We start from the raw sequence: 19845 nt of genomic DNA, 5'->3' as shown, positions 1-19845 counted from the left end.
CCCGCGGACGGCTCCCTCTTGCGGCGGCGCGAATCGCGGCGCCTCCCGATCAATGTGGAATCACGAGACCGCCAGCGCCAGCGCCGCCTGCTGCTGCGTGGTCATGCCGGCGATCTGCGTCGTGGTGAAGGCGGCGATCTGATTGCCGTTGAGCGCCAGCAGCTCGGTCGTCGTCAGCGCCGCTATGGCGGATGTGGTGAGCGCGGCCACTTGCGTGGTGGTGAGGCCGGTGAGCTGGAGCGCGTCGAAGGAGGCGATGACCGAGCCGTCGAGATTGCCGAGCTGCTGCGTGGTGAGCGCGCCGATCTGCGTCGAGGTCAGCGCATTGAATTGCGTGGACGAGAGCGCGCCGAGCTCGGTGGTGGTGAGATTGACGACCTGCGTCGTCGCCAGCGCGGAAATCTGCGATGTGGTGAGCGCGCCGACCTGCGTCGTCGTCAGCGCGCGCAATTGCGGGCGCAGCAGGCCGCCGAGCTGAGCGTTGGTCAGCGCCGCGATCTCCGTCGTCGTCACCGCCTGCATCTGCGTCGTCGTCAGCGCCGCGAATTGCGTGGATTGGAAGCCGGAGAATTGTGTCGTCGTCAGATCGGCGATCTGCGTCGCCGAGAGGCCAGAAACGGCGTCCGAGGAGACGGCGCCCATCTGCGTCGCGCTCAATGCGGAGAGCTGCGTCGTGGTGAGCGAGGCCGCCTGCGTCGCGGTGAGGCCGCCGAGCTCGGTGGCGGAGAGCAGGGCGATCAGCGTCGAGGTGAGGCTCGAAAATTGCGCCGAGGTCAGCGCTCCGATGGCCGAGGCCGAGAGGCTGGCGAATTGCGTGGAGGTGAGCGAGGCGATTTCCGTCGTGCTGAGGCCGGCGACCGCGCTGGGCGAAAGAGCGGCGATCTGATCCGCCGAGAGCGCGGCCGATTGCGTGTCTGCGAGGGCGGCGATCTGCGTCTGGCTGAGGCCGGCGACGCCGGTCGTCGAGAGATAGGAGATTTGCGCCGCGCTCAGCGCCGTCAGCCGGTCTGTCCCCAGAGCGGCGACCTGCGCCGAGGTCAGCCCATAGATTTCCAGCGGCGTGAGCGTCTTCAGCTGCGATGTGGTGAGCGTGGCGAGCTGCGTGGTCGAGAGCGCGCCGATCTCGGTGGAGGTGAACCCCTGCAATTGCGTGGTGGTGAGCGCGCCGAGCTCCGTCGTCGTCAGCCCGCCGACGGCGGTGGTCGACAGAGCGGCGATCTGCGCCGCGGACAGCGCGGAGAATTGCGTCGTCGTCAGTGCGCCGACCTGCGTCTGCGTCAGCCCGGCGACGCCCGTCGTCGCCAGCGCGGCGATCTGCGAGGCGACCAGCAGGCCGAGCTGCGTGGCGGTGAGCGCCGCCACTTGCGTCGCCGCCAGGCCGCCGATCTGCGTGCTGGTCAAAAGGCCGATCTGCGCCGTGGTGAGCGCCTGCACCTGCGTCGTCGTCAGCGCGGCGACGCCCGTGGAGGAGAAGCTGCGGAACTGCGTGGTCGTCAGCGCGCCGATCTCGTCGCTGCTGAGCCCGGCGATGGCGGTGCTGGACAGGGCGGCGATCTGCGTCGAGCCGACGCTGGCGAGCTGCGTCGTCGTCAGCAGGCCGATCTGCGTGGCGGTGAGGCCGCCGATCGCCGTGCTGGTGAGATATTTGATCGCCGTGGTGGAGAGCGCGCCGATCCTGGTGGCGTCGAGCTGCGAGACCTCGGTGGAGGTCAGCCCGCGCGCCTGCGTCGCGGTGAGCGCGCCGACTTGCGTCGTCGTCATGGCGGCGAGCTGCGCGCTGCTGAGCGCGGAGATTTGCGTCGCCGCCAGCGCGCCGAATTGCGTCGCATTCAGCGCCTGCACCTGCGTCGTCGTCAGCCCGCTGATCGCCGAAGTGGAGAGCGCTGCGATCTGCGTGGCGGCGAGCGCGTCGAATTGCGTGCCGGCGAGCGCCGCGCCTTGCGTCTGCAGCAGGCCTTGCAGCTCCTGCGTCGTCAGAGCGGCGATCTGCGTCGTCGCCAGCGCGGCGAGCTCGCTGGTCGTCAGCGCGCCGATCAGCGCCGCGGTGAGGCCGCGCAGCTGCGTCGTCGTCAGCGCCTGCAGCTCGGTGAGCGTGAGGCCGGCGATGGTCGCAGTGGAGAGGCCGGAGAGCTGCGTCGAGGTCAGCCGCGCGAGCTGATCGAGGCCGAAGGCGGCGATCTGCGTCGCGGAGAGCGCGCCCGCCTGCGTCGAGGTGAGCGCGCCGATCTGCGTCGTGCTGAGCGCTGCGACCTCGGTGGTCGTCAGCGCGGCGACGGCGGTGGTGGTGAGCGCGGCGATCTGCGTGCCGGCGAACGCGCCGAGCTGCGTCGTCGTCAGCGCCGCCGCTTGAATGTCGGTGAGGCCGGCGAGCTCGGTCGTCGTCATGGCGGCGAGCTGCGTCGTGGTGAGCGCGTTCAGCTGGCCGAGCGTCAGCGCGCCGAGCTGAAGCGAGGTGAAGCCGCGCAGCTGCGTGGTGGCGAGCGCGGAGACGACGCTGGCCGAAAGGCTGGCGACCGCATCCGCCGAAAGGCCCGCGATCTGCGTCGCCGCCAGCGCGGCGATCTGCGTCGCGGTGAGAGCGGCGAGCTGCGTGTCGACGAGCACGCTCATTTGCGCCGTGGTCAGCGCGCCGAGCTGCGTGGTGGTGAGAGCGGAAATGTCGCTGGTCGACAATCCGCTGACGCCGGTCGTCGACAGCGCGGCGAGCTGCGCTTTCTGCAAGGCGGCGAGCTGCGCGATGGAGAAGGCGGCGATCTGCGCATCCGACATGGCGCGCATCTGCGTCGAGGTGAGCGCTGCGACCTGCGTCGTCGTCAGCATGGCGACATCGGCCGTCGACAGCGAGGCCACGGCGCTCGTCGCCAGCGCGGCGATCTGCGTGGTGACGAGCGTCGCGAGCTGCGTCGTCGACATGGCGGCGATCTGCGCCGCGCCGAGGCCGGACATGGCCGCGGCGGAGAGGGCGCCGATCTGCGTCGTGCTCAGCGCGCCGATTTGCGCATCGGACAGGACGGCTGTCAGCAGCGCGCCGATCGCGCCGATCTGCGTCGTGGTGAGAGCGGCGACGGCGGTGGAGGTGAGGGCGCCGAAGCCGCTGGTCGAAAGCGCGGCGACCTGCGTCGAGGTGAGCGCGCCGAGCTGCGCGGCGGAGAGCGCGGCGACCTGCGTGTCGGCGAGCGCCTTGACCTGCGTCGAGGTGAGCGCGGAAACTTGCGTCGTCGACAGCTCGGCGATCTGGCTCTGCCAGAATCCGCCGATCGCAACGGCCGAGAGCGCCGTCACTTGCGTCGTCGTCAGCGTGTCGATCTGCGTGAGAGTGAGCGCGGCGAGCTGCGTCGATGTGAGAGCGGCGGCCTCGGTCGTGGTCAGGGCGCCGAGCTGCGTCGTGCTCAGCGTGGCGATCTGCCAATCGGCGAGCGCGCGCGTCTGCGCGGCCGTCAGAGCGCCGATCTGCGTCGTGGCGAGCGAGGCGATCTGCGCGCTGGTCAGCCCGGCGGCGGCGGTCGAGGTGAGGGCGGCGATCTGCGTGGTGGCGAAGGCGGCGAGCTGCGTCGTCGTCAGCGCGGCGACCTGCGTGTCGGCGAGGCCGGCGAAGGCGCGCGTCGGCATTGCGGCGATCTGCGTCGCGCTCAGCGCGGCGATCTGCGTCGTCTCGAGCGAATTGACCTCGGTCGCGGTGAGGCCGGCGAGCTGGGTGGTGGTGAAGCCGGCGATCTGCGTCACGCCGAAAGCGTCGAATTGCGTCGTCGTCAGCCCGGCGATCTGCGCCGAGGTGAGGTTGGAGAGCTGGCTCGCGGAAAGATTGCCGAAGGCGGCGGAGCCGAGGCCGGAGATCTGCGCGGCGGTCAGCTGCGATATGGTCAGCGACTGGATCTGCGTCGCCGTCATATTGTCTAGCTGCGTCGTCGTCAGCCCGCGCGCCTGCGTCGAGGTGAGCGTGGCGAGCTGCGCTGTCGTCAGCCGGTCGATGGCGTCGGCCGAAAGTCCGCCGATCTGCGCCGAGGTGAGCGCCGCGGCCTGCGTCGTGGTGAGGCTCTGCAGCTCCGTCGTGGTCAGCAGATTGAGGAATGTGGTGGAGAGCGCCGACATTTGCGTCGAGGCGAGCGCGCCGATCTGCGTGACGCTCAATCCGCCGTCGTCGCTGGAGACGAGCGCGCCGATTTGCGCGGCGGTGAGGGCGCCGATGGCGAGCGACTGTATCGCCGTCGTCGTCATGGCGCCGAGCTGCGTCGTCGTCAGCCCGCGCGCCTGCGTCGAGGTGAGCGTGGCGAGCTGCGCCGTCGTCAGATTGCCGAGCTGCGTCGTCGTCAGGCCGGCGATCTGCGCCGCGCTCAGCCAATCGACCTGCGTCGTCGTCAGGCTGGCGATCGTCGTCGCCGACAGCGCATTCAGCAGGGTCGTCGTCAGCGCGCGAATCTGCGTCGAGGACAAGGCCGAAAATTGCGTGGCGGAGAGGTCGGAGAATGTGGTCGCGTCGATCGCCGCGAATTGCGCGGCGGCGAGCTCGGTGACGTCGAGCGATTGCAGCCCGGTCGTCGCGAGATCGGCGAGCTGCGTCGCCGTCAGCCCGCGCGCCTGCGTCACCGTCAGCGCGACGAGGCGCGTCGTCGTCAGATTGGCGAGCGTCGTGTCGGAGAGGCCGGCGATCTGCGCGGCGGAGAGGCCGGAAAATTGCGTCGTGGTGAGCGCGCCGAGCCGCGTCGCCGTGAGCCCGTTGAGCGTCGTCGTGGAGAGAGCGGCGATCTGCGTCGGGACCAGCGCCGCCACCTGCGCGTCGGAGAGATTGCCGACGCCGGTCGCATTCAGCCCGGCGATCTGCGCATTGGAGAGATTGGCCACCGAGAGCGATTGGATCTCGGTCGAGGTCATCGCCGCGAGCTGCGTCGTGGTGAGCGCGCGCGTCTGCGTGAGCGTCAGCGCCGAAAGTTGCGTCGTGGCGAACTCGCCGAGATCGGTCGTCGTCAGCGCCGCGATCTGCGTCGCGGCGACGCCGGCGAGCTGCGTCGCCGTCAAGCTCTGCACGGCCGTTTGCGAGAGGCTGTCGAAAGCCGTGGTCGTCAGCGAGCCGATCTGCGTCGAGGACAGCGAGCCGAGCTGCGTGGCGGTGAGCGCGCCGAGCTCGGTTCCGTCCAGCATGCGCGCCTGCGCCGCGCTCAGATTGCTCACCTGCAGCGCGATGATCTGATCGAGGCTGAGCGCGTCGAGCTGCGTGGCGGTGAGGCCGCGCACCTGCGTCGTGGAGAGGCTGGAGATCTGCGTGGTGGTGAGACGCGAGACCTCGGTCGTCGAGAGCGCGGCGATCTGCGCGGCGGTGAGCGCCTGCAGCCGCGTCGTGCTCAGGCTGCCGAGCTCGGTCGTGTCGAGGGCATTGAGCTCCGTGCTGGTGAGCGCGGAGAGCTGCGTCGTGGTGAAGGAGTCGAAATCGCTGGAGGCGAGCGCCGTAAATTGCGACAGATCGAGCCCGGCCAACGCCGCCTTGGACAGAGAGGCGACTTGCGTCGTCACCAGCGCCTGAAGATTGGTGGTCGAGAGATTATTGAGCTGCGTCGCCGTCAGCACGGCGATCTGCGTCGTGTCGAGCGCCTCTATGTCAGAGGTGTCGAGCTGACGCATTGTGGAGGTCGGCAGACGGGCGATCTGCGCGGTCGTCAGCGACGAGTAGATCGACGTCATGGCTGGCTCCGCTCCGCGCGCATGCTCTCTCCGGCCGGCGGAGGCGCCGCGGCCGGCGCGACGATCTTTGCCGAGCGAGGCTTGCGTGGGGCTGTGCGTTCGCCCGCCGCTCAGGAGGCGGCGTCGTCCCGCTCCGTGGCGCGCGCCGCCCAGTCGAGATAGGCGGGATCGCCGGCGGCGACGTCGAGGCGGATGATCTCCGGGACCTCATAAGGATGCGCGGCGCGAATGGCGGCGGCGAGCGCGTCATAATCCTGCGCGCGGGCTTTGGACTGCACCAGAAATTCCGCGTCGGCGCGCGTCTCGCCCGCCCACACGTAGAAGCTGCGGATGGGGAATATCTGAACGCAGGCGGCGAGCTTGGCGGCGAGCAGGGCGCGGGCGAGCCGCTCGGCGCCCGCCTCTGTGTCGATCGTCGTCTGGACGACGCAGAATTTCGGCTCTTTCGCGCTCACGGGCGGGACTATGGGCGGGCTTTCGGGCGAAATCAACGCGTCCGCGGGCGGGTCGGCGCTTTTCTTGCTGGGCCTCGCGCAGGCGGCCGCGGCGCTGCGGCGGGCATTCGGAGAGGCTAAGGACATGTTCACCAGGGTCTGCAAGGAGGACACTGTTTTCGAAGGGGAAATGCGTCTCGTCATCGCAGATTCCCATTTCATCATCCTGGCCTTCGCCTTCGGCGGAGAGATCAAGGCCTTCCAAGGCGTGTGCCCGCACACCAACGCGCCGCTGGACACGGCCGATTTCGACGGCGAGGTGCTGACCTGCCCGCTCCATAATTGGACGTGGGACATGCGCACCGGCGACCCGATCCATCCCCAGGAAAGCCGGCTCGCCGAATATCCGGTCAAGATCGAGGACGGCGTCGTCTATATAGATACGGAGGGCGTCACCCCCCTCTTCGCCGATCGCTGAGCGCACGGCGGCAGGACCTCGATCGGCCTCGTATGCGGGAGCGAGCGAGGTGAGTTTCACAAGCGGTTGATCTCATTGCGCCGAACGCTAGGTGCGGTTCGGCGCGGACAGATCGACGAGATCGGCCGTGAGCGGGCGCGGGCGCATGGAGGGAAGATTCGGCTTTTGCCGAATCGGCAAAATTCTCTATGTTTCGCGCCGGATGCGTCTCTAGGCCACGAAGAGAGGTAGGAGATGAACCTGTCCGAACAGCCCCCCGTCGCCGAGGAGGCGTCGAACGGCGTCGAAGCCGTGAGCCTGGATGCGCAGCTCGAGGCGATGACCGCCGAGCGTGACCGCCACGCCAAGGACAAAATCGAGCTCATCACCAAGGCGAGCGCCTTGGCGAAGGAGCTGGAGACCGCCCGCGCCGAGCTCTCCGCCGCGGTGGAAGAGAAGGCGAAGTCCATCGCCGCCGCCATCGCGGAGCATGAGGGCGTGATCGCGCATCGCGATCGGCTGAGCGCCGAGCTGGACGCTCTGCGCGCCGAGCTCTCCGCCGCCCATGGCGCCAAGGAGAAAGCCGCCGTGCTCGCCGCGCAGGCGAGCGCCGAGATCGCCCATTTGAAGGACCGGCTCACCGCCGCCGGCTCGCCCGATCCGCTGGTCGTGCTCGCCGATTATGCGCAGGAGAAGCTGAAGCTCGCCGTCGCCTGGACGCGCTCCAAAATCCCGGAAGGCCATGCGGCGCTGCCCTGGTTCGACCGCATCGTCGAGGGCGTCGCCACGGCCGGCCGGCTGAGCGCCGATTTCCTGCGCTGGCTCGCCCCGCGCCTGGTCGAGGCCTATCAATGGGCCAAGCCCCGCGCGCTGGAGCTCTACGCCAAGGCGAAGAGCGAGATCGAGACGCGGTTGAAGCAGAGCTGAGCGTTTCGCCTCGAATTCAAAATGGCGCGCGTCCCTGCGATGCGCGCCATTTTCATTTTGCCGAGGCGCTACGCAGCGCGCCTTTGGTCATGCCGATGGCGAAGACCGACGTTTCTGCGAGCTTGCCCTTGTCGAGCTGCTCCAACGCGACGCGCCAATCGGAAAAGACCCGCCAGCCTATGGTGAAATGACCGAGCTCGGCGAGATAGAGCCGGCCGCCATGGAGGAAGGGAAGCCTCAGCGCCTTTCCATTTTCGTCGCCATATTGCGCAGGATCGTCGGGCTCGCCCGAGAAATCTGGGCCGGCCGCCTCTTCCATCTTCGCGAATTCCGCCGCCTGCGTCGCGGAGAGCCGGGCGAGCGCCGCCTTGCGCGCGGCGAGCGGCTGCTTCTGCGCCGCCTCGACGAGGGAGAGCGCCTCTTTGCGCAAAGCCTCGCAATCAGCGCCGGCGCAATGCTCCTCCCATTGGTTGTACGTCGCATGCTCGGCGAATTTCGGCGCGAATTCGAAATGCGCCGTGCAGGCCGGACCGAAGCCGCCGCTTCGCCAGGGCGTGATGGAGATGGACGAGGATAGGCGCGGCGCATTGTCGTGCGACTCTTGGAACGCGACCGCCTCGCCGTCCAACGTCCCGAAGCTGTGGAACGCGCCGATGCATTCGGCTTCGCTTTCTCCCTCGAGCCCTCCTGGTCCCATCGTCTCGTGAGCGAAACCGGCCGAAACGGTGAAATAGATCGCCGAATAGTAGCCTAATGTGCCCCGTATGACGCCCGCGGCGTAGAGATTTTCGCCGGGCAGCCGATCGATGAAAAGAGACGCGCCGACGCCGAGGTCGACGAGCTTTGTGGCGAGCGCATCGGGAAAGACAAAAGGCTGCGGCTCCCCCTTCGCCCAGGCGGCGAGCTTGGCGCGCGTGACGTCGTCGATATTGGCCGCCGGCGCGGCGACCACGACGCCGGCGTCCGGCGCCGCGGCGAGGACCTGCAACGGGCTCTCCGCATAGAAGGATTTTTTGTAGGGCGCCTCTGGGTCCTTCGCGAGGAGGGCGGCGTAACGATCGGCGAGCTTGCGGCAGATCGCGCTGGTCTCCGGCGCGGCGGGCGCCGCTTTCAGCGCGGCGAGCCGGGCCTCATAGGCGGCGGTTAGGCAGGCGAGCGCCTTCGCCCGCGCCTCTCCACGAAGCTCCCCCGCCGGCAGGGCGCACAGGCGATCACGCTCGCCGAGCCATTTGCGCGCCTCGCCGAGCTTTTCGGCCCGATGCGCCGGATCGGCCGCGAGGCTGCGCTTCACCTCCGCGCCCAATTCGCCATCCAGCGCGCCGAGCCGGCGATCGGCGCAGACGAGACGCTCCACCGTCGTCGTCGCCTTGGCGCAGTCGAAGCTCTGGGCGAGGGCCGAAAAACAAGGGATGGAAAGAGCGAGAGAAAGCAAAAGCCGGAATTGGACCCGGATCATGGCGGCGCCTGACGTCTCGGGGAGCGGGGGCGCGAGAGGAGCAGAGCCCACCCGCTTCTGTCAAATCCGCTTCCCTTCGCCCCCCGGCGCTGCTATCCCCGCCGCCATGACGACGCGCAAAATCGACAATATCCGCAATTTCTCCATCGTCGCGCATATCGACCACGGAAAGTCGACGCTCGCCGACCGGCTGATCCAGGCGACGGGGACCGTCGCCGCGCGCGATATGGTCGAGCAGGTGCTCGATTCCATGGATATCGAGCGCGAGCGCGGCATCACCATCAAGGCGCAGACCGTGCGCCTCGACTATAAGGCCAAGGACGGCAAGGATTACGTCCTGAACCTCATGGACACGCCCGGCCATGTCGACTTCGCCTATGAGGTCTCGCGCTCGCTGAAGGCCTGCGAAGGCTCGCTGCTCGTCGTCGACGCCAGCCAGGGAGTCGAGGCGCAGACGCTCGCCAATGTCTATCAGGCGCTCGACGCCGGCCACGAGATCGTGCCGGTTCTGAACAAGATCGATCTGCCGGCGGCCGAGCCCGACCGCATCAAGGAGCAGATCGAGGACGTCATCGGCCTCGACGCTTCCGACGCCGTGCTCATTTCCGCCAAGACCGGCATCGGCATTCCCGATGTGCTGGAGGCGATCGTCACCCGCCTGCCGCCGCCGCAGGGCGACGATGAAGCGCCGCTCAAGGCGATGCTGGTCGACAGCTGGTACGACGCCTATCTCGGCGTCGTCGTGCTGGTGCGCGTTATCGACGGGCGCATGCGCAAGGGTCAGAAGATTCTCATGATGGGCACCAACGCCCATTACGAGGTCGACAAGATCGGCGTGTTCAAGCCCAAAATGCTGGACGTCGCCTCGCTCGGGCCGGGCGAGGTCGGCTTCATCACCGCGCAGATCAAGCAGGTCGCCGACACGCGCGTCGGCGACACCATCACCGAAGACAAAAAGCAATGCGCGGAGCCGCTGCCGGGCTTCAAGCCGGCGCAGCCGGTGGTGTTCTGCGGCCTCTTTCCGGTGGACGCCGCCGATTTCGAGGATTTGCGCGCCGCCATCGGCAAGCTGCGCCTCAATGACGCGAGCTTTTCTTACGAGATGGAGACCTCCGCGGCGCTCGGCTTCGGCTTCCGCTGCGGCTTTTTGGGGCTGCTGCATCTCGAGATCATTCAGGAGCGTCTGCGCCGCGAGTTCGATCTCGATCTCATCGCGACGGCGCCTTCGGTCGTCTACAAGATCAAGCTGACCAATGGCGAGGAGATCGAGCTGCACAATCCGGCCGACATGCCGGATGTGGTGAAGATCGACGAGATTCTCGAGCCTTGGATCCGCGCCACCATCATGACGCCGGACGATTATCTCGGCGCGGTGCTGAAGCTCTGTCAGGATCGGCGCGGCGTGCAGGTCGATCTCAATTATGTCGGCAAGCGCGCCATGGCGGTCTATGATCTGCCGCTCAACGAGGTGGTGTTCGACTTCTACGATCGCTTGAAGTCGATCTCCAAGGGCTACGCCAGCTTCGATTATCACATCACCGATTATCGCGTCGGCGATCTCGTGAAGATGAGCATATTGGTGAACGCCGAGCCGGTGGACGCGCTCTCCATGCTGGTGCATCGCACGCGCGCCGATTCGCGCGGGCGGCAAATGTGCGAGAAGCTCAAGGAGCTGATCCCGCCGCATATGTTCCAAGTGCCGATTCAGGCGGCGATCGGCGGCAAGATCATCGCCCGCGAGACGGTGCGCGCCTTCCGCAAGGATGTGACCGCGAAGTGCTATGGCGGCGACGCCACGCGCAAGCGCAAGCTGCTCGAGAAGCAGAAGGAAGGCAAAAAGAAGATGCGCCAGTTCGGCCGCGTGGAGATTCCGCAGGAGGCGTTTATCGCGGCGCTGAAGATGGAGGATTGATCTCCGGCAGGCGGATTCCAGAAGGCGGCGCCGAGCCGTCCCCTCTCCCCGCTCGCGGGGAGAGGCCGGGTGAGGGGCCTGGAGATTAGCGGAGACATTCCGTGCGTGGGCTGCGGCTGATAGAGACTCGTCGCGCGCGCCGGCTTCGGCGGGAGGCGACCTCCGCGGAAAAGATCGTTTGGAGCCGTCTGCGAAACAGGAGCCTCGGCGGCTTCAAATTCATTCGGCAGGAGCCCATCGGCCCTTTCATCGCGGATTTCATTTGTCGCGAGCGAAGGCTGATCGTCGAGATCGACGGCGAAACGCATTCGAGCGCGGAAGAGATCGCCGGCGATGCGCGCCGCAGCGCCTTCCTGAGCGCGCAAGGCTATCGCATCATCCGCTTCACGAACCAGGCCGTCTATGAGAATGCGGAAGTGGTCGCAGACGCAATTCTCCGCGCGCTCGACGAAGTGTCTGCCTGATCGCCCGAGCCCCTCACCCAGCCTCTCCCCGCAGGCGGGGAGAGGGGCAGGCCGCGCCCGGCGTTCGGCCGGGCGGAAATCCCCGAGACTTTCGAAATTGTCGTGAGGGGCTTGCGGCCGTACGCAATCACGTACATATTCCCTCTATGCGCACCACCTCCTACAGCGACCTCCGCAAGAATCTCGCCGCGACGCTCGATCGCGTGACCGAGGATCACGAGCCCGTGGTCATCACCCGTGACCGCGGCAAGCCGGCCGCCGTGCTCATCTCGCTCGAGGATTTCGCCTCCTATGAGGAGACCGCGCATCTGTTGAAGAGCCCCCGCAACGCCGAGCGGCTGCGCGGGGCGATCGAGCAGCTCGACGCCGGCCAGGGCAAAGAGCATAAGCTCTCGGAATGAAGCTCGTCTTCGCGGAGCAGGCCTGGGAGGATTACCTCTATTGGCAGGCGCAGGACGCAAAAACTCTCGGACGGCTGAACGCGCTCATCAGGGAATGCCAGCGCACGCCCTTTGCGGGGACGGGAAAGCCGGAGCCTCTGCGCGGCGATCTGCGTGGCTGGCACTCCAGGCGCATCACGCTCGAGCATAGGCTCGTCTATCGTGTCGAGGGCGAGAGCTTGTTGATCGCCCAGTGCCGATATCATTACTAGAGTCACCCCGGCCGAATATCCCTCTGTTCAGGCGAAAGCCGGCCGTATATCAATGGCGCCCTCGGCCCCGCCGCCGGCCCGATAAGAGTTCCCCGAGGAGCCAGACGTTGACCGAACTGAAAGACCTCTACGACATCGGCGAGATTCCGCCGCTCGGCCATGTTCCCGCCAAGATGCACGCCTGGGTCGTCCGCAAGGAGCGGCACGGACCGCCCGAGGAGTCGATGCAGCTCGAGGTGGTTCCCACCTGGGAGCTCGACAGCCATGACGTGCTCGTGCTGGTGATGGCGGCCGGCGTCAATTACAACGGCGTCTGGGCTGCGCTCGGCCAGCCGATCTCCGTGCTCGACGTCCATAAGCTCCCCTATCACATCGCCGGCTCCGACGCCGCCGGCATCGTCTGGGCCGTCGGCTCCAAGGTGAAGCGCTGGAAGGTCGGCGACGAGGTCGTCGTCCACTGCAACCAGGACGATGGCGACGACGAGGAGTGCAATGGCGGCGACCCGATGTTCTCCGCCTCGCAGCGCATTTGGGGCTATGAGACGCCGGACGGCTCCTTCGCCCAATTCTGCCGCGTGCAGGACCGTCAGCTCATGGAGCGCCCCAAGCACCTCACTTGGGAAGAGTCGGCCTCCTACACGCTGACGCTGGCCACCGCCTATCGCATGCTGTTCGGCCATGAGCCGCATCGGCTGAAGCCCAGCGACAATGTCCTCATCTGGGGCGCCTCGGGCGGTCTCGGCGTGTTCGGCGTGCAGCTCTGCGCGGCGGCCGGCGCCAACGCCATCGGCGTGATCTCGGACGAGAGCAAGCGCGACTATGTGCTCTCGCTGGGCGCCAAGGGCGTCATCAACCGCAAGGACTTCAAGGGCTGCTGGGGCCAACTGCCGACGGTCAACACGCCGGAGTTCAACGACTGGTCCAAGGCCGCCCGCAATTTCGGCAAGGCGATCTGGGACATCACCGGCAAGAAGGACGTCGACATCGTCTTCGAGCATCCGGGCGAGCAGACCTTCCCGCTCTCCTGCATGGTGGTGAAGCGCGGCGGCATGGTGGTGTTCTGCGCCGGCACGACCGGCTTCAACCTCACCTTCGACGCCCGCTATGTGTGGATGCGCCAGAAACGCATTCAGGGCTCGCATTTCGCGCATCTGAAGCAGGCGGCCGCCGCCAATCGCTTCGTCGTGGACCGCCGCGTCGATCCCTGCCTGTCGGAAGTCTTCACCTGGGCGAAGATCCCGCACGCCCACACCAAAATGTGGAAGAACGAGCACGCCCCCGGCAATATGGCCGTGCTGGTCAACGCCCCGACCACCGGCCTGCGCAGCCTCGAGGATGTGGTCGCGGCTGCGGGGAAGAAGTGACGTGAACAGCATGTCAATCGCTCGGGCGAGCTGAGCCCGAGCGATTGACAGCCGCCGAGCCACATGAAAGATTTTTGTTAATTGCATACGACAGCACAGAGGCCAGCACTGCCGATCGGGCGTGACTGCGTTGTCGTATCGTGCGAGCGCGCGCCGATGTGATGCCGGGTCGGACGGGCGCTTCGAGACGACTTCCCACGCTCTGCGCGGAAAGCTGCGAGAACGGCCCTCGGCGTCGGGAGGCGATTTCGCATGTTGGAAGCGCGCGAGCTGACCAAGAGATATGAGGGCAAGGCGGATCGCCCCGCCCTCGACCGGCTGAATCTGCATATTCCCGGCGGCGAGGCCTTCTGCCTGCTCGGCCCCAATGGCGCCGGCAAGACGACCACCGTCAATCTCTTCCTCAATTTCATCGCGCCGACTTCCGGCCAGGCGCTAGTCGGCGGCGTCGATTCGGCGCGCGAGCCGCTCGAGGCGCGGCGTCGTCTCGCTTATATCCCCGAGACGGTGATGCTCTATGGCGCGCTCACCGGGCTCGAGAATCTCGAATATTTCACCGAGATTTCCGGCGGCCGCCGCCTCGCGCGGGCGGAATTGCTCGCCCTCCTCGGCGAGGCCGGGCTCGCGGAGGAGGCGGCATTCCGCCGCGTCTCCGGCTATTCCAAGGGCATGCGGCAGAAGGTCGGCGTCGCCGTCGCTCTGGCGCGGCGCGCGCAGGCGCTGCTGCTCGACGAGCCCACCTCCGGCCTCGATCCGCTCGCCGCCAATGAGTTCGCCGCTCTGGTCGAGAAGCTGCGCAAGCAGGGCATGGCCATATTGATGGTCACGCATGACCTCTTCCTCGCCAAGCAATGCGGCACGCGCATCGGCGTGATGCAGGCGGGTCGGCTCGTCTCCGTCTTCGGCGCCGACGACGTCGATCATCTCGGCCTCGAGCGGGCCTATCTCGAGCAGTTCAGAGGAGCGGCGGCATGAGCGAGATCGTCGTCGCGAAAGCGCCTGCGGCGCAGGCGCCCGCCGGCCGTTGGCGCGTCGCCCGCGCCGTGGCCCTCAAGGAATGGGCGGAACTGCGCCGCGACAGCCGCCTCGCCTGGCTGTTCGGCCTCGTCTTCCTTCTGATGCTCGGCGCGCTCGCTTTCGGCGCCGCGCAGCATATGCGGCTGGATCGCGAACGCGCCGCCGCCGCCGCGACCGACCGCGCGCTGTGGACAGGGCAGGGCGCGAAGAACCCGCACGCCGCCGCGCATTTCGGCCAATACGCCTTCAAGCCGCAGAGCCCGCTGGCGCTCGCCGATCCGGGCGTCGACGCCTATGTCGGCGAGGCGGTCTGGCTGGAGGCGCATAAGCAGAACGAGGCGCAATTTCGCGCGGCGCGCGACGCCGGCGTCGGCGCGCGGCTCGGCGGATTGTCATTCGCCTTTGTGCTGCAGACGGTCATGCCGCTGGTCGCGGTTCTGCTCGGCTTCGCCGGCTTCGCGGGTGAGCGCGAGCGCGGCACATTGCGCCAGCTGATGAGCCTCGGCGCCTCGCCTATCGATATTCTCGCCGGCAAGGCGCTCGCCGCGCTCGGCGCTCTTTCTGTCCTGCTCATTCCCGCTTTCGCCGCGGCCGTGCTGGCGACGCTCTTCCTCGCCGATCATGACTTCTCCGTCGCCGATCAGCTCGAGCGGCTGCTCGCGCTCTCCTTCGGCTATGGCCTCTATCTCGCAGGCTTCGTCTTTCTCGCGCTCGGCGTGTCGGCTTTTTCGAAGTCCACGCGCACGGCGCTGGTGCTCCTGCTGGCTTTCTGGCTCGCCAATTGTTTTCTCGCCCCGCGCGTGATGACCGATGTCGCCAAGCGCGTCGCGCCGCTGCCCACGGCGCTCGAGTTCCGCAACGCCATCGCCGAGGACAAGAACAAGACCTTCGGCCATGACGAGACGCATCCGAGCTTCATCGCCTTTCGCGACAGCGTGCTGGCGCAATATGGCGTCTCGCGCATAGAGGATCTGCCGGTCAATTTCCGCGGCTTGGCGCTGCGCAAGGACGACGAGAACGGCTTCGTCATTTTCGACAAGCATTTCGGCGCGCTGCAGGCCGGTTTCGACGCGCAGGACAGGCTGCGCGCGGCGCCGGGCTTTCTCTTCCCCGCGCTCGCCATGCAGCCCTTCTCGACGAGCTTCTCGGGAACGGATTCCTGGCACCAATATGATTTCGCCACCGCGGCGGAGGCGCATCGGCGCCGCATTCAGACGGCGGCGAGCGAGGACCTCATCCATAACGCCCGCTATGGCGACGCCTCCTATGTCGCTTCGCGCGACATGTGGGAGCGCATTCCCTCCTTCGATTACGCCGCGCCGGCCGTCTCTTTCGCGCTCTCCCATGCGCGCGGCGATCTCGTCGCGCTCGCGCTCTGGGCCGTGCTGACCGCAGCGCTCGCCGGCTTCGCCGCGCGGCGCCTCAGACCCTTGTGAGGCCCGCCATGATCTTCTCTGCATTTCTCGCCGCATGGCGGTTCGAATGGCGGCTTCTGCGGCGCGACGCCGCCGCATGGGCCGTGCTCGCGGCGATCGCGACGATGAGCGCGCTCGCCTTTTTCGACGGCGCCGAGCGCATCGCCGCGCAAAAAGCGGCGATAGAGGATGCGCGGCGCGACGAGACGCTGCGCCTCGATTCGCTGCGCAAGGCGCTCGCCGATCTGGACGCCGGCCGCGCAAAGGGCGAGACGCCGCCCTATCGCGATCCGCGCAACGCGGCCTTTGTCGGCGGCGGCTCTGCGGCGGCGGTGGCGGCGCTGGAGCCGACGCCGCTCGCGATCGTCGCCACGGGGCAGAGCGATCTTTTCCCCGCCGCGCTGAAAGTGACGAGCGGGACCAAGGACAGTTTCCTCTTCGCCGATGAGATCGAGAACCCGGCGCATCTCGCCAGCGGCTCGATCGATCTCGCCTTTGTCCTCGTCTTCGTGTTTCCGCTGACGATTCTCGCGCTCTGCTTCGATCTTTCGGCCGGCGAGCGCGAGAAGGGCACGCTCGCCCTCACCCTCGCCAGCGCGGAGAGCCCGACCGCCGTTCTGCTCGGCAAGCTGGCGGCGCGGGCGGGCCTGCCGATATCGGCGATGACCGCGGCGACCTGCGCCGGCGTCTATCTTCTGCGCGGGGCCGAGCCGCTCGGCTCCGGCGCTTTCGCGCTGCTCATCGCGGCGATCCTCGCCTATGGCGCCTTTTGGGCGTTGCTCGCGGCCGTCGTCGACAGCTTCGGCAAAAGCTCCGCCTATAATGCGCTGGCGCTCATCGCCGTCTGGGCCGGCGTCACCATGATCGCGCCCGCCGCCGTCAACACGCTCGCCGACGCGCTCTATCCGTCGCCTTCCCGCTCGGAGATGACGCTGGCCGCGCGCGCCGCGACGACCGACGCCGATCGCGAGCGCGACGCCGCCCTCGCCCGCTACGCCGAGGAGCACCCCGACGCTGCGGCGGCGGAGATGAAGCTGGGCGACGCCAAGGAGCGCACGATCCGCCGCCTCGCCGTGCTGGAGACGGCCAACGCCCGCGTCGAGGAAGTGATGGCGCGTCACGAGGCGCAGCTCGCCCGCCAGCGCGCGCTCGCCGACCAATTGTCCTTTCTCTCCCCGGCGCTGCTGATGTATCGCTCCCTCGCCGATATCGCCGGCTCGGGCGATCGCCGCTATGCGGAATTCTCCGCTCGGCTCGACGACTTCCACAAGCGCTGGCGCGATTTCTTCTGGTCGCGCGCCCATGCGGGCGAGGCGCTGACGCAAGCCGATTACGCCGCCCTGCCGCGCTTCGCCGCGAGCGCCGATGCGGCGAGCGCCTCGGCCGGCGTCGCCTCCGCGCTCGCGGCGGGCGTGGGGCTGCCGGCTCTGCTGCTGGCCGTGCTGGCGTGGCGGGGACTGCGGCGCTGCAAGGCGGCGTGAGCGACGCAGCGTCGCGGGCGTTTTGCGCGCCCGCTCCGCGAATTGTGCTATCCTGCCGCGTGAGGGAATAACCAAACAGGCGGGATTCATCTTGCGACCGATCTTCCAAAAGCTCCTGCTCGCGGCGCTGGTCGCGCTTCTCGCCAGCGCGCCGGCGCGCGCGGCCGACCGGCTCCGCCTCGGGCTGCAGAAGACCGGCTCGGGCGTTTGGGAGCTCGCCGTCGTTTCCGCCTTCGGGCTCGATAAGGAGTCGGGGCTCGAGCTGACGGTCACAGAGCTCGCCAACACGGACGCCGCCAAGATCGCCATTCAGAGCGGCTCCGTCGATATTGTCGTCTCCGATTGGCTGTGGGTGGCGCGCCAGCGCTCCGAGGGCGCCAAGCTCACCTTCTATCCGCATTCCACCGCCATAGGCGCGCTGATGGCGCGCGACAAAGCCGTGAAGAGCGTCGCCGATCTTTCCGGCAAGAAGCTCGGCGTCGCCGGCGGCCCGCTCGACAAGAGCTGGCTGCTGCTGCGCGCCTATGCGCAGCGGCAGGGCGTCGATCTCACGAAATCGGCCACCATCGTCTACGGCGCGCCGCCGCTCATCGCCGAGAAGGCCGCCGAGGGCGAGCTGGACGCCGCGCTCGAATTCTGGAATTTCGCCGCCGATCTCGAGGCGCGCGGCCTCTCCCGTGTCATCGATCTGCGCAAGGTGGAGACGGCGCTCGGCGCCAAGGGCGCGCCGGTCGTCACCGGTTATGTGTTCGACGAGGGCTTCGCCGCGAAGAGCCCCGCGCCGCTGGCCCGCTTCTTCGCCATGATCGACAAGGCGCGCCATCTGATCGCGACCTCCGACGCCGCCTGGCGCGCCGCCATGCAGCGCATTCCGGCCAAGGACCCCGCCGTGCTCGCGCTCTATCGCAAGAGCTATGTGGAGGGCATTCCCGCCCGCAGCGTCGCGGAGGAGCGGGAGGACGCCGCCGGGCTCTACGCCACCCTCGCCGAGATCGGCGGCCCGGCGCTGGTCGGCTCGGCGAAGACCCTGCCCGCGGGCACTTTCTACGAGCCCGCGGCGAGCGCGGTGCGGTGATCCGCCTCCTGTCGCTGGCGCTGCTGCTGGCGTTCTGGCAGGGCGCGGCGCTGTTTTCCGATCCGCGCCGCCTGCCGGGGCCGCTCCCCGTCTTCGAGGCGATCGCCCATGAGGCCGAGAGCGGCGCGCTGTTCACCAATCTCGCGGCGACACTGGCGCGCGTCGCCGCCGCTTTTCTGCTGGCCATGAGTCTCGGCGCCGCGCTCGGCTACGCCATGGGCCGGCGGCCGGCGCTGGATCGGCTGTTCGATCCCTGGCTGGTCATCCTCCTCAATCTGCCGGCGCTGGTGGTCATCGTGCTGGCCTATCTCTGGGCCGGCCTCACCGAGGTGGCGGCGGTGGGCGCCGTGGCGCTCAACAAGCTGCCCAACGCCATCGTCGTGATGCGGGAAGGCGCTCGCGCGCTCGATCACGAGCTGGACGAGATGGCCGAGGTCTTCCGCCTGCGCCCGGCCGCGCGGCTGCGGCATATCGTCCTGCCGCAGCTCGCGCCCTATATCGCGGCGGCGACGCGCTCGGGCCTCTCGCTGGTGTGGAAGATCGTGCTGGTGGTGGAGCTGATCGGCCGCTCCAATGGCGTCGGCTTCGAGATCAATATGGCGTTTCAGCTTTTCGACGTGCGTTTGCTGCTCGCCTATGCGATTCCCTTCGTCCTGCTGATGCTCGCCGTCGAAACTCTTCTGGTGCAGCCCTTTGAACGACATGTCTCGCGATGGCGCCGCCGCCCTGCTCGAGGTCAGGGTCTCGCATAAGGATTATCTGTCCGCCGGCGGCCGGCCGCAGCGGGCGCTGGAAAACTTCGCGCTTTCGCTCCCCGTCGGCCGCGCCGGCGCCGTCGTCGGCCCGTCCGGCTGCGGCAAGACCACACTGCTGCGCATCATCGCCGGGCTCGATACGGAGTTTTCCGGCGCGGTGCGGCTTCCCGCCGGCGGGCGGCTCGGCATGGTGTTTCAGGAGCCGCGGCTGCTGCCTTGGCGCAGCGTCATCGACAATCTGCGCATCGCGGCGCCGCTGGCGAGCGAGGAAGCGCTCGCCGCTCTGCTCGCCGCGCTGGAGCTCGAGGAGCACGCGCAGCATTTTCCCGGCGAATTGTCGCTCGGCCTCGCGCGCCGCGTCGCCATTGCGCGGGCGCTGGCGATCGAGCCCGATCTTCTGCTGCTGGATGAGCCCTTCGTCTCGCTCGACGATGCGCTGGCGCGCGATCTGCGCGCGCGCATCGCGGCGCTCATCGACGAGCGGCATGTGACGACGCTGATCGTCACCCATGATCTGCGCGAGGCGATCGAGCTGGCCGACGTTATTTTTCTTCTGTCGCCGCGCCCCTCGCGCGTCGGCGCGACGCTCGACGTGACGACGCCGCGCAAGCTGATGACGAAGGACGCCGCGGACGCGCTGGAGGTGCGGGCGCGCAGGGAAATCGAGGCGATGCGCGGGCGCTGAGGCCCCCTCCCCAGCCCTCCCCCGCTTCGCGGTAGAGGGGGTAGATTCGGCGCTTCATCGAAGCTTCGCGATACCTCG

At 67.9% G+C, this 19845-nt stretch carries 16 protein-coding genes; 13 read left to right on the top strand and 3 right to left on the bottom strand.

Annotated features, from left to right (window positions below; genetic code table 11):
- Window positions 1–60 precede the first annotated feature (60 nt).
- Together METLW4_RS0114745 and cutA are read right to left on the bottom strand one after the other, a co-directional pair.
- A complete protein-coding gene (locus METLW4_RS0114745) occupies window positions 61–5673 on the bottom strand; it encodes a beta strand repeat-containing protein (protein WP_018266993.1) in 5613 nt (1870 codons plus the stop codon).
- A 110-nt stretch (window positions 5674–5783) separates the two neighbouring features.
- Window positions 5784–6128, bottom strand: coding sequence for a divalent-cation tolerance protein CutA (gene cutA / locus METLW4_RS0114740; RefSeq protein ID WP_018266992.1), 345 nt, complete (start codon window positions 6126–6128; stop codon window positions 5784–5786).
- A 124-nt stretch (window positions 6129–6252) separates the two neighbouring features.
- Here cutA and METLW4_RS0114735 point away from each other — a divergent pair, with 124 nt between their 5' ends.
- Together METLW4_RS0114735 and METLW4_RS0114725 are read left to right on the top strand one after the other, a co-directional pair.
- Entirely contained in the window at window positions 6253–6585 is a 333-nt protein-coding gene (locus METLW4_RS0114735; protein WP_026191528.1) for a Rieske 2Fe-2S domain-containing protein, read from the top strand.
- A gap of 234 nt (window positions 6586–6819) precedes the next feature.
- The gene (locus METLW4_RS0114725; protein ID WP_018266989.1) at window positions 6820–7491 is read left to right on the top strand and encodes a hypothetical protein; all 672 of its coding nucleotides are present in this window, start codon (window positions 6820–6822) and stop codon (window positions 7489–7491) included.
- Between the two features lie 52 nt (window positions 7492–7543).
- Here the strand turns inward: METLW4_RS0114725 and METLW4_RS26560 are convergent, their stop codons facing one another.
- Window positions 7544–8947, bottom strand: coding sequence for a lysozyme inhibitor LprI family protein (locus METLW4_RS26560; protein WP_018266988.1), 1404 nt, complete (start codon window positions 8945–8947; stop codon window positions 7544–7546).
- Between the two features lie 106 nt (window positions 8948–9053).
- On the opposite strand from METLW4_RS26560, the gene lepA reads away from it, so the two are divergent.
- The 11 genes from lepA (at window position 9054) to METLW4_RS0114665 (ending at window position 19767) form a co-directional block, all read left to right on the top strand.
- A complete protein-coding gene (gene lepA / locus METLW4_RS0114715) occupies window positions 9054–10859 on the top strand; it encodes a translation elongation factor 4 (RefSeq protein WP_018266987.1) in 1806 nt (601 codons plus the stop codon).
- A 101-nt stretch (window positions 10860–10960) separates the two neighbouring features.
- On the top strand, window positions 10961–11323 hold the full coding sequence (locus METLW4_RS0114710) for an endonuclease domain-containing protein (protein WP_018266986.1): 363 nt from the start codon (window positions 10961–10963) through the stop codon (window positions 11321–11323).
- 146 nt (window positions 11324–11469) lie between these two features.
- Window positions 11470–11724, top strand: a complete 255-nt coding sequence (locus METLW4_RS0114705) for a type II toxin-antitoxin system Phd/YefM family antitoxin (RefSeq protein WP_018266985.1) — start codon at window positions 11470–11472, stop codon at window positions 11722–11724.
- Window positions 11721–11975 carry a Txe/YoeB family addiction module toxin gene (locus METLW4_RS0114700; RefSeq protein ID WP_018266984.1) on the top strand — a complete coding sequence of 85 codons (255 nt, stop codon included), beginning with the start codon at window positions 11721–11723 and terminating at the stop codon, window positions 11973–11975. The genes METLW4_RS0114705 and METLW4_RS0114700 overlap by 4 nt, the downstream gene beginning before the upstream one ends.
- Before the next feature lie 107 nt (window positions 11976–12082).
- Window positions 12083–13339, top strand: a complete 1257-nt coding sequence (gene ccrA, locus METLW4_RS0114695) for a crotonyl-CoA carboxylase/reductase (protein WP_018266983.1) — start codon at window positions 12083–12085, stop codon at window positions 13337–13339.
- A gap of 252 nt (window positions 13340–13591) precedes the next feature.
- Entirely contained in the window at window positions 13592–14314 is a 723-nt protein-coding gene (locus tag METLW4_RS0114690; RefSeq protein WP_018266982.1) for an ABC transporter ATP-binding protein, read from the top strand.
- Complete coding sequence (locus METLW4_RS0114685; RefSeq protein WP_018266981.1) at window positions 14311–15792, top strand: DUF3526 domain-containing protein; 1482 nt, start codon at window positions 14311–14313, stop codon at window positions 15790–15792. The genes METLW4_RS0114690 and METLW4_RS0114685 overlap by 4 nt, the downstream gene beginning before the upstream one ends.
- Before the next feature lie 8 nt (window positions 15793–15800).
- Complete coding sequence (locus METLW4_RS0114680) at window positions 15801–17252, top strand: DUF3526 domain-containing protein (protein ID WP_018266980.1); 1452 nt, start codon at window positions 15801–15803, stop codon at window positions 17250–17252.
- 91 nt (window positions 17253–17343) lie between these two features.
- Entirely contained in the window at window positions 17344–18327 is a 984-nt protein-coding gene (locus METLW4_RS0114675; RefSeq protein WP_371212326.1) for an ABC transporter substrate-binding protein, read from the top strand.
- Window positions 18324–19079, top strand: coding sequence for an ABC transporter permease (locus tag METLW4_RS0114670; protein ID WP_018266978.1), 756 nt, complete (start codon window positions 18324–18326; stop codon window positions 19077–19079). The genes METLW4_RS0114675 and METLW4_RS0114670 overlap by 4 nt, the downstream gene beginning before the upstream one ends.
- Entirely contained in the window at window positions 19030–19767 is a 738-nt protein-coding gene (locus METLW4_RS0114665) for an ABC transporter ATP-binding protein (protein ID WP_018266977.1), read from the top strand. The genes METLW4_RS0114670 and METLW4_RS0114665 overlap by 50 nt, the downstream gene beginning before the upstream one ends.
- Window positions 19768–19845: the final 78 nt, after the last annotated feature.

Source organism: Methylosinus sp. LW4, assembly GCF_000379125.1.
Lineage (GTDB): Bacteria > Pseudomonadota > Alphaproteobacteria > Rhizobiales > Beijerinckiaceae > Methylosinus.
Note: the sequence above shows the minus strand (reverse complement) of the source record. Positions and strands in the feature narration are given on the sequence as shown.

Bases quoted from the DNA above. Each gene is read 5' to 3' on its own strand.
- METLW4_RS26560 (WP_018266988.1), bottom strand. From the start codon at position 8,947: ATGATCCGGGTCCAATTCCGGCTTTTGCTTTCTCTCGCTCTTTCCATC.
- METLW4_RS0114745 (WP_018266993.1), bottom strand. From the start codon at position 5,673: ATGACGTCGATCTACTCGTCGCTGACGACCGCGCAGATCGCCCGTCTG.
- METLW4_RS0114705 (WP_018266985.1), top strand. From the start codon at position 11,470: ATGCGCACCACCTCCTACAGCGACCTCCGCAAGAATCTCGCCGCGACG.
- METLW4_RS0114735 (WP_026191528.1), top strand. From the start codon at position 6,253: ATGTTCACCAGGGTCTGCAAGGAGGACACTGTTTTCGAAGGGGAAATG.
- METLW4_RS0114690 (WP_018266982.1), top strand. From the start codon at position 13,592: ATGTTGGAAGCGCGCGAGCTGACCAAGAGATATGAGGGCAAGGCGGAT.
- METLW4_RS0114700 (WP_018266984.1), top strand. From the start codon at position 11,721: ATGAAGCTCGTCTTCGCGGAGCAGGCCTGGGAGGATTACCTCTATTGG.
- METLW4_RS0114680 (WP_018266980.1), top strand. From the start codon at position 15,801: ATGATCTTCTCTGCATTTCTCGCCGCATGGCGGTTCGAATGGCGGCTT.
- METLW4_RS0114685 (WP_018266981.1), top strand. From the start codon at position 14,311: ATGAGCGAGATCGTCGTCGCGAAAGCGCCTGCGGCGCAGGCGCCCGCC.
- METLW4_RS0114665 (WP_018266977.1), top strand. From the start codon at position 19,030: ATGTCTCGCGATGGCGCCGCCGCCCTGCTCGAGGTCAGGGTCTCGCAT.
- METLW4_RS0114725 (WP_018266989.1), top strand. From the start codon at position 6,820: ATGAACCTGTCCGAACAGCCCCCCGTCGCCGAGGAGGCGTCGAACGGC.
- lepA (WP_018266987.1), top strand. From the start codon at position 9,054: ATGACGACGCGCAAAATCGACAATATCCGCAATTTCTCCATCGTCGCG.